Below are 13,981 nucleotides of genomic sequence, written 5' to 3' on the forward strand. Positions count from 1 at the left end.
GGAAGGTGCCTCGCCCGGAACGCTTAACGCCCCACGCCGTAAGCTTGCTGCACCGAGCGTTGCCGTGCATTGCCGGCGAGCAGTGTCTTGACGTTCTCCATCCATGGACTCGTATGGCTGCGGATCTCGCGGTCATCGGCAAGGATCTGGCGAATCAGGCGGATCTTGCGCTGACGATTGGCTTCGTCAAGCGAGACCTGGTCAGACGGGGGATCTTCGCGCTGCAGGCGATCACGCAAGTCAGCCACCTCACGCTCCAGCTCGCACAGGCGATCCCAGTCATTGGCCTGGGCAGCTTCGAGCATCTGGCTGGAGATCAGCCCCATTGATTCATACAGGGTGATGGACGTGTTCATCATGCCTCCTGAGTCATTTTTTCATCGCGTGTCGCATCTGAAATCTGTGCCCACGCTTCGCGCAGATCACGCAGCAGACCTGAGACCTCAATCAGGGGCGCGACATTGCTCTGGGCGTTGGCCAGTGCCAGGCGTACACCCATGTAGTCGTAAAGTGCGCTCAGGCGATCCGTCAGTTCGCCGCCCGACGAATCCAGGCTTGCCTTCAGGCCCATGGTGATGATTTCGATGGCCTTGGTGATATGCCGGATCTTGGCGGGATTGTCCTTGCCCTCAATCGCAGCTGCCGCAGAGTTGACCGAAAGAAGCGCCCCGTCGAAGAGCATCAGGATCAATTGATGCGGATCTGCGGATGACACGTTCGTTTCGATGCCGACTTTGGCGTATGTGGCAGCAGAGTTGCGTGCGAACATGGTTGTTGATCCCCTTGATGCCGATTAATTGCTGCTGGAGTAGTTGCTCAGGCTGGAAAGTGCCGAGAGCTGTTGTGTGAGAAAGCTGCTGGTGCTGTTCATGCTGGAAACGGTTGAGTCGAGAGCTGTAAATTGCGCGCGGTACCGTTTTTCTATGCTGACCAGACGATCATTGAGTGTGTCGATGCGCTTGTCGATGTTCTTGATCGTGGAGTTGATGCCGGCGGTACGCGTTGTGACCACCCCGTCGGTGCCCAGCATGGAAGCAACTTTGGTGGCGATCTGGCTGGCAATGCCGGTGACCCCGGTGATCGTGTCCTTGGCGAAAAGTCCAGCTACATCCTTGGTGGTGTCCGCCAGTGCTGCCTGGAATTTCGTGCTGTCCAAGGCCAGGCTGCCATCTTTCTGGAAGGCAATACCGATCTGGGCCAAGCGATTGGTTGATCCGTTTCCCACCATGCTGGTGAGCGTGCTCTTGAGCTGGCTCTGGATACTGCGGACGCTGGCGTCGCCGTTGAGGGTGCCGGCTACTTTGGTATCCGCGTTGTAGCTGGTCTGTACCTTGATGACAGAGGCTACTGCGTTGTAAGCACTTACAAAGGCAGCTACCTTGGTCTGGATCGCGGAAGTGTCAGTCGTTACCGTGAGTTTGGTTGCACTGCCTACATTGGTTTTACTCAGATTCAGGGTGACTCCCTGAATGGCGTCAGTAACGACGTTTGAACTCTTGGTTATGGCGATGCCATCAACAGTCAGTTTCGCATCTGCTGCGTTGCTGACTGTGCTCAGGCCCGAGCCGGTAGCCGTGGCTGGGTTGTAGCTGAAATCGCTCAGCCCGGACAGTTTGAACGTGTTGGCGGTGCCCGTGTTGTCCGATGTAAGGACCAGACGATAGGGACTGCTGCCTCCATCATTGATCAGGCTGGCGCTGACCCCGCTCTTGCTGGCATTGATGGCATCCCTCAGCCCGGTCAGCGTGTTGTTGCTTGAATCGATGGTGATGGTTTTGGTTTTGTTGCTGTCAGCAGTGAATACGCCGGCGGCTGTTGAGCCAATTTCAAGCGTCAGGGTCTTGGGCAGGGTGTCCGATGTGATCGCTGTGCTGGTGCTGGTATATCCGGCGGACTTGATCTTCTGGCTTGCGGCAAGCTGACTGACTTCGATCGAATAGGACCCTGCAATGGCACTGGAACTGACCGATGCGCTTGCGACCGTGCTGTCAGCGATGCTGCTGCTGTAGGAAACGAATTCACTGCGGGTATCCAGTGCCTGAGCAGCTACCTGAAGGCTGGATAGCGCACTTTTGATCTGCCCCCAGGATGAAAGCTTGGTGGTTTCCTTGCTTTCTTTGGTCTGAAGAAGCGTGACCGGTTTTTGTTCGGCCGCCATCAGGCTGGAAATCAGACTTTCGATGTTCAGGCCTGAGCCCAGACCTGACGATGTTATGGATGCCATGGTGTCCCTCGCATTCCGTCACCGGGACGGAAAATTCCTGTTACGCCTTCTGCTTGAGCAACAGGCCCGTCAGTTTGTCCAGCGTCCGCGCGATGTTCAGCAATTCTTCGCTGGGCATCTGGCGGATCACTTCATGGGTCGTGGCGTCCACGACCTTGACGACACTGCGGCCTGTTTCCTCGTCAAGCGAGAATTGCAGGTTTCGTGCCACCGGTGGCAGTGCTTCGCGCATCTGCTCCATGGCGGCGTCAATCTGCTGGCGGCTGGGCTGTTGCACCGCGGAATCCGCTACTGCAGAGAGGGTGACCGAGGTCGTCTCGGCGATCTCTCCACTGCGGGCTGTTCGCACCAGTGGCTGGGCGACGGCAGGTTTTGCCGCCGTAGCGGCAGGAAGCGATGCTGAAAGGGAAGGAATTGCCATGGTGCTAACCTCCTGTCTGGGCAGGAATACTCATCCGGTACGGCCCTCAGCCTTGGTTGCCACGGTAGTGAGGATCCGGTTCCGGGCTCTTGTCTCTACCTTGGTGGTACACCAGCGCATGAAGGCTTTCTCCGATTGATGAATGCGTTTCTCTTGTTACAGGTCAGTCCGGGAAATATTCACTTACGTCCCGGTTTTACCCCTGCTGAAGGGATTAACGGAGCCATCCGGTACTTCTGCAGGGTTACCTGAGCTTCTAGGGAGAATCAGGTGCCGAATGGCCTCTGGATTGGGAGGTGGCGTTATGGGGCGTTAAAGTGAAGCACTCAGCGCGGGCGAATGAGTAACGACGCGGCAAAGAAAACGGGGGCCATAGCCCCCGTTTGATACTGATGCTAGCAAGCAAGCCGGATCAGCCTTTCAGCAGCGAGAGTACTTGCTGTGGCAGAGCATTCGCCTGGGCAAGCATCGCGGTACCTGCTTGCTGCAGGATCTGGGTGCGACTCATATTGGCCGTTTCTGCAGCAAAGTCTGCGTCCAGAATGCGGCCGCGAGAAGACGAGAGGTTTTCCGTGGCAGTCTGCAGATTCGTGATGGTCGAAGTGAAACGATTCTGGATTGCGCCCATTTCCGCTCGCGAAGAATTGACTTCCGTGAGCGCCGTATCAACAATTTCCAGAGCACGCTGACTGCCAATGAAGGTTGTGATATCCATATCTTCAACATGAACGGCCGTTTGCGAGGCTGCTGTGCCCGCGACAATGCCCGTCATGGCCGCCGCGACCCCGGTACCGGCGGTTTGCGTGCCTAATGTTATGGTCAGATCCCGACCCGCTTTCAGGGAGTTCAACGTGAGAACGCCTGTTGCACTGTCGACCTCGGCGAAGACGCCGGTCTGGTCCATTTTTGCGTTGATGGCGTTGGTGATCTTGGCTGAGACTTCACTGCTGGTGTCACCGATGGCGATATTCACCGTGTCGATAGTGACACCATTGATGACCGTGCCACCGAAAGAGCCTGCTGCTGTGGCGGTACCGCCCGATGCAACAAGGGCTGCAGAGGTTGCTGATGCTGCGGCAAACTGGGACGTGCCCAGCGCGTTTACATTGGCATCGACAATGCTGTTGATGCCAATGGTTTGGCCTGCGTCGGCGCCGACCTGGAAGAGCTTGCTGGTGAAGCTGCCGTCCAGAATCTTGGTGCCGTTGAAGGCGGTCTGATTGGCGACCCGATCAATTTCGGAGACCAGCTGCTGGACCTCCTGATTCAACGCGACACGGTCCGAGTCCGAATTCGTGGCATTGGCGGACTGGACTGACAATTCCCGGATGCGCTGCAGATTGTTGCCGATTTCTCCCATGGCGCCTTCTGCCGTCTGGGCCAGCGAAATGCCATCGTTGGCATTGCGGGTGGCTTGGGTCAGGCCACGAATCTGGGTTGTCATGCGTTCCGAGATTGCCAGACCGGCGGCATCGTCTTTGGCGGAGTTGATACGCAAGCCTGAAGACAGGCGTTGCAGCGAGGTGGCAAGCGAGCTCTGGGAGGTTGTCAGATTCCGCTGGGCGTTAAGCGACGCCACGTTGGTGTTGATGGTCATGGCCATGATTCAGTTCTCCACTGGGCATATTGATCGACAGAGCCAAGAGCTCTTGCCTGAGGCTCCGAGCAATGCTGGCTGCTTGCGCCTGCCACTCCTGGCAGATCGACTTGACCTGTCTATGCAAAGAGCGGACCAGTTTTTTAAAACCTATATCTGGCAAGGGTTTGAGCCTGATGGTTTATGCTTTTGACAGGCTTCTATAGTGACCAGTCTGCTGCAGGTTTTGCCGCGCTGGTGTGTTCAGGCGGCAGGTGGGCGGCAATGATTGCCGTGTTTCCTGCAAGGCAGAGAATTTGACGGTATACCGAGGGCAGGGCAGAAATCAGCAGGAGCAGTTACGTGCGGTCACCTTTTGAATGGGGACCGCACGTAACTGCTCCTGAAAGGGGAGTTTGATGAATGGGGTGCAGAGCCGAATTGCTATTGGTTCAGCCGGATGAGGCGTGAATTCTGGGTCTTGCCTTCGACTGGGTCTGTCCTGTCGAATGGTGCCCGCCGTGCATCCGGGCCGAACGGATTTAACAAAGCCTGACTGGATCCATAGGTTTTCAGTGTGCGGACAACAGCCAACCTTCTTGCCACTGTATGAGGTTCTCCCCCTCCAGCATCCAGCGCTCCCTGACCTCCGCCTGCAATACCAAGCCTTCCTGACGCAAGGACTCCATGTCGGAGAGCTTGCCTTCGATGGCCTCAAGCCAGTCCCTGAAGCGATTTTTGACCAACGTGACGGGCAAGCCGCAGCGATACGGTAAAGCATCCGAGGCAATCACGGGGTAGCCGCAAATGCCATATTCCAGCAATCTGAGATTGCTTTTGCATTCATTGAAACGGTTGTCTTCCAGAGGGGCCAAAGCCAGATCCAGATCTAATCTTGCGAGGCATTCCGGGTAGCCCGCGATGTTTACTCCAGGATAGAACTCGGACACGTGCTCCTGTACGCCCTCTGGCTGCATGCCGAAGAACACCCAGTCCACGCGGTCACTTAACGCGCGCACGAGGTCTGTGATCAGACGCAGATCTCCGGTGTGTCCGGCGCCACCAGCCCAGCCCACACGGGGCTTGCGCGAAGCCTGGCGCACCGCGCGTGGAGATAGCTTGCCCCACATGGATATGGGGAGGTAGTTGGGCAAAACGACGATTTCCGGGTGTAACTTGTCCAGCGCGTGCTTCAGCGCCTCTGTCGATACGACCACTCTGTCACACAGATCCATTGCCCGGCGCATGCTTCGCATCACGTCCTTGGGTGTCGCACTTTTGTGCAGACTGGCAACCGGCAAGTTAGGCAAATAGTCATCAAGTTCGAAGATCAGCTTGGCACGCGTGTAACTTCGATAGTTCTGCATGTGGCCGATCTGAGCCTCCGTGATCTGGCGCTGGAAGACGATCGTGGAAGGATCGGCCTTGACTGCGTTTACCGTGTCCAGATAGGCCCTGCCACAACCGCCCACGGCATAACCAGCGTCGATAAGTGCTGAGGTTGGAGCGATCGTTCGGTAGAGTCCGGATCCGAAGTTGTCGGCACACAAGGCATAAATCTTTGCTTGCCCTTCCTGCGGGTGTTGAAACAGCGGGCTGCTTTCCAGTTCGAATCCGCTGCCACTCAGGCTCAGATTCCGATTATAGGCCGGATCGTTTGCCAGCAAGGGCATCCACTTGCGATACATCGCCTGCTTTTCGGATTCGAAGCGCTGTCGTTTGGCCTCCTGCTTGGCAGAGTCCTCGGCTTTCTGGCTGACGCTGCCAACGTGCATGACTTTTGCGTGAGGCGTCCAGATCACCTCATGGCCGGATTGACGAATCTTCAGACAGAGGTCGACATCGTTGTACGAAACCTTGAAGTCGGTTTCATCCATGCCGCCAACCTTTTCATAGACAGATTTGCGCACCAGCATGCAAGCGGCTGTCACGGCGCAGTAGCGCTGATCCAGCAGGAGTCTTCCGGCATAGCCTGGAGCATTCATGGCTTCGTTCAGGAAAGGATGGTCAGCCGGCCCGCGCAGACCGAGAACGACGCCTGCGTGCTGAACCTTTCCGTCTGGATAGAGCAGTTTGGCGCCTACCGCTCCAACTTCCGGACGCTGTCCGTGGTTGAGCAAGGCTTCCAGCCAGTCTGCCTGGATGATGGCTGTGTCGTTGTTCAGCAACAGCAGATACTCGCCACGCGCTTCACGCGCAGCCAGATTATTCATCGCGGCGAAATTGAACGGATGTGGATACGAATAGACGCGGATCTGCTCGAGACCAAGGTTTTCGAGGCCTCGCAAGTAAGCGATAGCATCAGGATCATCACTGCCATTGTCGATGATCAGAATTTCATAGCGCGGATAGGTTGTCCGTTCGGTCAGACTTTCCATGCAACGGCTGAGCAGTCCGGCCTGATTCTTCGTGGGGATGATGATGGAAACCAGAGGCTGCTGCTGATGTTCGTATCGCACACGCAGGCTGTTTGCGAGAAAACCAGGTTCAATCGTCGCCAGGACTCCCTGATTGATGAAATGTCTGGCGAGAATTTCCTGTCTTGCCGCAGCGGACAAGTCTGCGTCGTGTTGCTGTCGTGCGTGAAAGACCAGTTCCGGATGGTGAATGACCCTGTCCGTCTGGTTTTGAGGGGAGGCTTGCAATGCCAGTGCGTACAGTGCTTCCTGTATGGTGAAGGAGTCGTTCAGGCTCGCGTCACGAAAGAAGCTTCCGGTAAACAGAGGAATGCGCCCGATGTAATGGGTGGCGGCCAGCAGATCCGGATCGTAGTCTGGTTTGAAACTTGGTGAGTGGCGCCCATAGCGCGCGTCCAGAGCGTCTTCATCAGCGTAAGCGAAACGTGCGGCTGGCGTTTCAATGAGCTTGCGGAAGAGTTCCGCGAAAGCCATGGGGGAAACAAGGTCTCCTCCGTACATCAGACAGAACCAGTGCTCAGGCCGGTTTCTGGTCAGTCCCTTCAGCTGAGGAACGTCGAGCGCATCAGCGTCGATCCAGACACAGTTGGTCGCAGGCTTTTCGCGTGAAACCACAATGACGACAGCGCCAGCCGTCTGCAGGGGACGAAGATTGTCCAATGTGACCTGCAACAGCGTACTGTTTGCTTGCATGGCATGGACAACGAAGCACGCACGGGACAAATCATCCTGCAAGGGGCTGATCGGTCCGGTACCGACGGGGCCGCGTGCGGCGAGCCAGTCCTGGTAAGGCTTGAACAGCCTTTCGTAATCAACGTCCAGAGTCTTGCATGTGTCGAGCGCCTTTCTAGTTGCTTCGAGATAGGCGTAGCCGTGCTTCAGATCCGGCTCGAGATGGCAGCCTTCGCCCCACTCGTTCCAGGCATTGATGAACAGCAGTCTTTCGTCTCCGTCAAAATCCAGCATGCTGCGTCGCAGGGCGTTCTCCATCCACCCTTGGTAGCGTGCAGGGGACGCGTTGACGAACAAGGTTGCACCACCCTTGTGGCGGCGTGCCGCGTTGTCCCACGAAGGGATAAGACCGGGGAAAAGTTTGTAAGGACGACTGCTGCGATGCTCTATCTGGCGAGCGAGTTTTTCATAATCGCCAATTCTGCATTCGGCATCGGCTATTTTTTGTGGAAAGGGGAAGGGGCTGATCGCCGAAAAATCGACCTGATGCGGGAAGAACTCGCATGCAGCATCGAATCCGATGTTGTCTGGAATTTCTATCTTGAAGCTTTCAACCCTGACCAGATAGACCTCGCCTATCCCGAGTTTGCGCCAGGCTTCACGCCAGGCCTGACTGCGCTCGGCGACTTCCGGAATGATGTCGGTCCGGTAGACCAGCAGCAGCGGCTTGCCGTTGACGCGGATGTAACGAGGGTCGCGAAAATATCGGGCCAGATCTTCAGCGAACTTGAAGTCCAGTTCCGGAGAATAGCCTTGCTTCATCAGGATTTGGCTTTCGCCACCATCCCAGCGACGGGTCCAGTTCTCGTTTGCCCAGTTCAGACAGAACGGCAAATCGATTTCCGGGTGCTGCAGCAGTTGATCGACAGGTCTTTCCAGCAGGCGGCGTCCATCAAACCAGTAGTAATAAAAGCAGAATCCCGCCAGGCCGAATCGGCGAGCCATATCAGCTTGCCGGGCAAGTACGGAGGCATTGCTCAGATCGTAATAACCCAGCTCGTCCGGGACGTGAGGCTGGTAATGCCCTTCAAACAGTGGTGCGCCTTTGCGAACGTTATTCCATTCGGTAAATCCGGGGCCCCACCACGCATCATTTTCCGGAATTGCGTGAAACTGTGGCAAATGGAAAGCCAGCGCGCGAACCGGGAACTTTGGGTAGGAAGTTCCCGCATCTTTTGTGACCGGAGAGTGATCGTGATTGCTTGCCAGAAGCATCAGATAGCGGTCGAGATCCTCAATTTTGAAAGAGGCGGCTGTCTGATCAAGCGTGATGCGTTTGCGCAAATCTGAAGCCTTGGAGAAAGCCAGCTCAACCGCGGCGATGAAGGCCGCCGTGTCATGGTTTCTCAACAAGTAGTCCCGCATGACTGTCGCGAGTTCTTGTCGCTTGATTCCACTTTCTATCAGATCACTCAGCGCCTGCCGATAATGCGCCGCATCGCTGAAAATATATGTTTCTGCGGGGATGTCATCGCAGTCCAGCGAAATGCCGCAGTCACGCATTTTCTGTGGTGCATACTTGATTGCCGGCAGGCCGGCCATGATGGCATCCAGGATAGCCAGACCGGATGGGAAAGGTGCGGAGTCCAGATAGATGTCACTGGCAGAAAACAGGGTGTTCAGGCGTGATTCATCCACCTTCCCGAGCAGATGGATCTGGCCGGCACACTGTCTGCATAGATTTTCCCAGCAATTTTCTGCCGTTGTGGGGCCTGCGACGATCAGATGCAGCTTCGTGTTGGCTTGCATGAGCGGAAGCACGAGATCGTAGAGTGCTTCGGTCCCGGCCATCGGGCGGAACTTGTAGGGCCAGCCAGAAGATAGCAATACGACGGCATCGTCAGGGATTGCAAGTTCCGTGCGGATCGTTTCAGCCTGAATGGGTGAGGTTTGAGTATCGGGACTTCTGAGGGGCAAGGGAAGGAGGCTCAGTTGCTCCTTTGGAATGCCGCGGCGTAGATGACAGATTCTTGCGTTTGATTCCAGCAAGGGGATGGCCAGATGTGCAATGCCTGCACCAAGCCAGAAAGTGTGCGAGGCGTGATCGACCAGCAGGACAGGGGGCGTGGTTTTGCAGGCCGCCAGCGCAATCGAAGGAAGCGGATCATCGGGGTGAGGCAGCAATACAACAGCACTGAGTTGACTGATTAAATGGCGAAGCGTGAGCGCGCGGTCACATTGCGACGTAGCGATCTGGTCCAGTCTGAGGATTTGAAGCCGGCCCGCCTCGTTCAGATGGTGAATGCTCTCGGGTATGGGGTACTGATCTTGCCGGGTCAGAATCAGTACGTAGTCGCGTTGCGTATCCTGCTCGATCCACCGCTCGGCGAGTCGTGAGTGTCCGCCCGCCTCGTGGATGCTTGAGAGCAGTAAACCCGTTTTTCCGTGAAGATCCATTTCCGGCTGGTGTTTGCTTTCGAGCACCAGTTGCCCGGAGATTCGCTCGCAAGCTGACTCGAGGCGAGGGCTGGAGAAAATCCCGCATCCATTGTTCCAAGCCCAGTTTGCCGCCTGCTGAATCAGCCTTATGCCTGCTTCTTGGTCTCCCTCAGCAATGGTCTCTTCGATTTTTACCAAAAGCGTGATCAGGTACTCATGGTTGGCCGCAATGCTTGATTCAGTGCGCATGAGCGGGTCACAGATCTGCATGATTTGGTTCTCAGTCATCCGGTATCGCCGTCTTTGATGGCGTTGCATTGAAGAAGGAGGCAAGGGCGTTCAGAACCCGCCTGACATCGGCTGGACGCATTTCAAAAAATATTGGCAATCTGACAAGCCGGTTGCTGATGTCATCAGTGACCCGCAGCGTTCCATGAGTGCGGCCGAATCGCAGCCCTGCGGGCGATGAATGCAGTGGGAGATAGTGAAAAACAGCGCTGATTTCCTGTTCTTTCAGCTTGGCAATCAGTGCGCTGCGTTCTTCCGGCGTTCTGGTCAGGAAATAAACAATGTGCCCATTCCCTTGAAGGCTGTCTGCGCTTGCAGTCAGCTCGATCACCCCCTGCTCCTGAAGGTGACTCAAGCCGGCATGATAGTTGCGGGCAATAGACAGGCGGTGACGTATGATTTTTCGTGCGTTTTCAAGCTGTGCAAACAAAAATGCAGCAATCAGTTCGCTAGGCAGAAATGACGAGCCGAGGTCTACCCAGGTGTATTTACTGGCTTCATGGCGGAAAAACTGGGTGCGATTGGTACCCTTCTCCCGGATGATTTCGGCGCGTTCGATATAGCGCGAATCATTGATGAGCAATGCGCCACCTTCGCCAGAAATGATGTTCTTTGATTCGTGAAATGAAAGGCAGCCAAAGTTGCCCCAGCTGCCAAGCGCTTTGCCTTCGTAGCTGGACAGGATGGCCTGGGCTGCATCTTCGATCAGAATCAGGTTGAAGCGTTGGGCGATGTCGACCAGTTTCTTCATCTCGCAGGCTACGCCAGCGTAATGTACGGCGACGATGGCGCGGGTGCGTGGCGTAATGGCAGCTTCAACCAGATTTTCGTCAATATTCAACGTGTCTGGCCGGATGTCCACGAAAACTGGGATGCCGCCCCGCAAGACAAAGGCATTGGCCGTGGATGAAAACGTGAACGACGGCATGATGATTTCGTCGCCTGGCTGGATATCGGCCAGAATCGCCGTCATTTCCAGCGCCGCTGTGCAGGAATGAGTGAGTAATGCCTTCTTGCAACCTGTTTCTTTTTCAAGCCAGGCATGACATCGGCGCGTAAAGTTGCCGTCGCCTTGCAGCCACCCGTTCAGGACAGCTTGCGAGATATAGTAAAGCTCTCTTCCTACGATGAATGGCTTCCCCGTTGTGAGCGCCCGCATGACCTTGTTCCGGATGATTCTTTAGGTTAATTCTTTGTCAGTACATATGCTTGCTGTATACCGAATCCGCCGCCGGAATAGTCTTTTTCTATGTTGTAGAAGATCTCGTTTATTGGATTCGAGTAGCCGGGGTAATCGTCCGGGTTGGTTACCAGTTCGCGAATGAAGCGTGAGCCGAGGTAATAGATTGAGGAAAAATCGATAACCTTGAAGGTCTGGTTGAGAGACCCAAGAAATGTTTCGAGCGCGGATTTTTTCAGATAGCGGTTGAAGTCGTGTTCAACCAGAGGAGGCAGGGACTTCAGTGTGCGCATCGCGTTGAGAAGAACCAGTGGCTCCCAGAAGGCTTCTGACAGGATCACAGTGCCTCCCTTGCGGCAGACTCGAAGACATTCACTGATACCGATTTTCTGTTCATCCCACGAGGGGAGATTGATGAGTGTTCGAGTCGTGTAAACCAGGTCAAAACTCTCGTTCTCGAACCTGAGCTTTCTGATGTCGCCCGCTTCAAAGCGATAGCGTTCGGGCGTTATGCTGGCCAGTCTGTTCTTTTCGGCAGCATCAATCATGGCCTCGCTGAAATCCACTCCGGTGAGAGAGTCGAAGGTTTTCCCCTCGTGTTGAATTGCAGAAAAACCATTTGCGCATCCGATATCCAGAATCCGGTCGCCTTCCTTGATGAAGCTGCCGATATTCTCTGTCTCCAATCGAATTGCGTGGATATCCCCCCAGCTTGCCTGGTGCGTTGCGCCGAACTTTTCGGCCTGGGTGTTCCAGAAATCTAGAATGCGATCGCTCATGGATGCCTCTTGCTGTTATAAGTTGGAAAGTCTATTTTTTATCGTATTTATCACATCTTCCGGGCAGTCAGAAGAGAACTTTCGTATATCCGTTTGGATGTCTGCCTGAAATTCTTCAGCGTCAATTCCGCAGTATGCTCCTATGCTTCGAACGACTTTGGGCAGATCGTCACAGATGTCTTCATAGTCGATACAAAGCGGGGAAATCTCTCTCCGCGCAAAGTAGTCGACCCAAGCGGCTTTTTCTTCTGTGATCCAGTGATATTCCTTGATGATGGCATCGACATCCCATTCGGAAAGTCCTTGCTGCTCGTCTCCTGAAAGAAGGTGCCATTGACTGGTTTGCTTCGCGCGGTAGTTGGAAATGGCCTGGCCAATCTGATCTTTTCTGTCAAGGTAGACCACCGTCGCATCTTTCAGGTGTACCCGGTCGAATCCGCTATCAACCAAAGGGGCAAAATCAAGCCAGCATGTTTTGAACCCGGTGACTCCATTGCTGCTCTGTGAGTTTAGGCGGATGTTTCGCCAGTGAGCGAACACATCAACATTTGATGGGAAGTCTGTGTGGCGCGGGTTGAAATACTCTCGCACATCACCGAAGCAACCTGCGCTTGTCAATGCGGACGCCAGAGCGGTGCTGCCAACACGCGGACTCATGGCCAGCATCAAGGTTTCGGGTCTGAATGTCCTCTTGGCTACGCCTTGGGCCGTGATGCTGGCCGGTTGGGCTTCATGCCAGCCAGCAAACATTGCGCGACGCTTTCTGCGTAAAACGAAACAGGCTTGTGGCAGAACGCCTCGATCATCGACGAAATGCACAAGTTCGAAGTCTTTCTGCCAATGTTTCTCGATATAGCCTTTGGAAATCAGCGCTTCGCCATACGTCTTTTCTTGTGTCGTGCCGGAAAACAGGAATCCACCGTTGTCGTAATCATCAAATGCGGCTCTGGTATCGATGAATGATTCTGCAAGGCATTTGAACCACGGATGAGACATGTCCCCCGACTGGCGCTTCTCCTCGCAAAAGTCGATGAAACTGCGTCCTTGCGTTGTCATGATGACTAGTCCGCCAGGGCGAACGATCCGCGCAAATTCTGCAATCCATGCGTCAGCGCATGCTGGAGCAAGGTGGGAAAAGACTGAGTACCCGAAAATTAAATCAAAGAAATTATCCCGTAATGCAGTAGGAGGGTAAGGCTCCACCTTGATGAAATTTGCCCGGCCGAATTCCTTGCGACTGCGCTCGACCATGGATGCCTGGACTTCGAGCCCATAGAGGTTGTCGGGGTGGGCATATTTCTGCATGAAGCGGGTGTAACGTCCCCAGCCTGAGCCGAAGTCTCCGATGCGAACCTGATCATTGCCAAGTGCGAGACCGTTTTCACTCGCCATTTTCAGCAGGAAGGAAATGAATCTGCTGCCTTCCGTCATGGCGGTGCGGCCGCTGGATCCTACAAACATGCTCTGCGTATCTGCAGGAGCGAAAACAGGCATCAGATGATTGTTCCAACTGCCACTGTCTACGCTGTCGATTACGGCTTGCAGCCACTCTGCATCCGAGAGTTTTTTTGCATCCTCATGGAGTACTGCCGCACTGTCTTGGCACCAGTTTTCCATGACTTGCGAAAACAGGCGCTGACCCAGATCGTGCAGCAGATCTTTGGCCTGACTTTTGCCGCTTGAGGCGCCAGGTGTGCGCTTGGCTTTATGTAGTTCCTGAATGATCTTTTTTTGCTCTTCGATGACATCGAAGAGGTTATCGGTGACGATGGTCTTGCCCTCAAGCTCTGTTGCTTCTTTGAAGCGCGCGATGGACTGATTGAGCTGACCTGCCTTGAATAGGGCGACTGCAATGTCATTGGAGAGTTGGGCGTTGGTGCCAAGCCTAAGCTCCAACTGCAGAAGGGTTTTGCAGGCCTTTTCATACTCCTGGCTGGAAAACTCTTCATAGGCTTGTTGTTGAAGCCGCTCGACGTCGCTCATTT

The 13,981-nt window shown here is 54.9% G+C and carries 9 protein-coding genes; all 9 read right to left on the minus strand.

What is annotated here, in order from left to right; genetic code table 11:
* Nucleotides 1–23 precede the first annotated feature (23 nt).
* Nucleotides 24–359, minus strand: a complete 336-nt coding sequence (locus Q9Q94_RS14145; protein ID WP_305980754.1) for a flagellar protein FliT — start codon at nt 357–359, stop codon at nt 24–26.
* Complete coding sequence (gene fliS, locus Q9Q94_RS14150; RefSeq protein ID WP_305980755.1) at nt 356–769, minus strand: flagellar export chaperone FliS; 414 nt, start codon at nt 767–769, stop codon at nt 356–358. Before fliS ends, Q9Q94_RS14145 begins: the two co-directional genes overlap by 4 nt.
* Nucleotides 770–793: 24 nt before the next feature.
* A complete protein-coding gene (gene fliD, locus Q9Q94_RS14155) occupies nt 794–2,224 on the minus strand; it encodes a flagellar filament capping protein FliD (protein WP_305980756.1) in 1,431 nt (476 codons plus the stop codon).
* Nucleotides 2,225–2,264: 40 nt separating this feature from the next.
* Entirely contained in the window at nt 2,265–2,645 is a 381-nt protein-coding gene (locus Q9Q94_RS14160) for a flagellar protein FlaG (protein WP_305980757.1), read from the minus strand.
* A 412-nt stretch (nt 2,646–3,057) separates the two neighbouring features.
* On the minus strand, nt 3,058–4,248 hold the full coding sequence (locus Q9Q94_RS14165; protein ID WP_305980758.1) for a flagellin: 1,191 nt from the start codon (nt 4,246–4,248) through the stop codon (nt 3,058–3,060).
* 545 nt (nt 4,249–4,793) lie between these two features.
* A complete protein-coding gene (locus tag Q9Q94_RS14170; RefSeq protein WP_305980759.1) occupies nt 4,794–10,037 on the minus strand; it encodes a glycoside hydrolase family 99-like domain-containing protein in 5,244 nt (1,747 codons plus the stop codon).
* Entirely contained in the window at nt 10,030–11,196 is a 1,167-nt protein-coding gene (gene rffA, locus Q9Q94_RS14175) for a dTDP-4-amino-4,6-dideoxygalactose transaminase (protein ID WP_305980760.1), read from the minus strand. The genes Q9Q94_RS14170 and rffA overlap by 8 nt, the downstream gene beginning before the upstream one ends.
* 26 nt (nt 11,197–11,222) lie before the next feature.
* The gene (locus Q9Q94_RS14180; protein ID WP_305980761.1) at nt 11,223–11,996 is read right to left on the minus strand and encodes a class I SAM-dependent methyltransferase; all 774 of its coding nucleotides are present in this window, start codon (nt 11,994–11,996) and stop codon (nt 11,223–11,225) included.
* A 15-nt stretch (nt 11,997–12,011) separates the two neighbouring features.
* Nucleotides 12,012–13,979, minus strand: a complete 1,968-nt coding sequence (locus Q9Q94_RS14185) for a Stf0 family sulfotransferase (RefSeq protein ID WP_305980762.1) — start codon at nt 13,977–13,979, stop codon at nt 12,012–12,014.
* Nucleotides 13,980–13,981 lie beyond the last annotated feature (2 nt).

This window comes from Uliginosibacterium sp. 31-16 (genome assembly GCF_030730865.1).
In the GTDB taxonomy this organism is placed as follows: domain Bacteria; phylum Pseudomonadota; class Gammaproteobacteria; order Burkholderiales; family Rhodocyclaceae; genus Uliginosibacterium.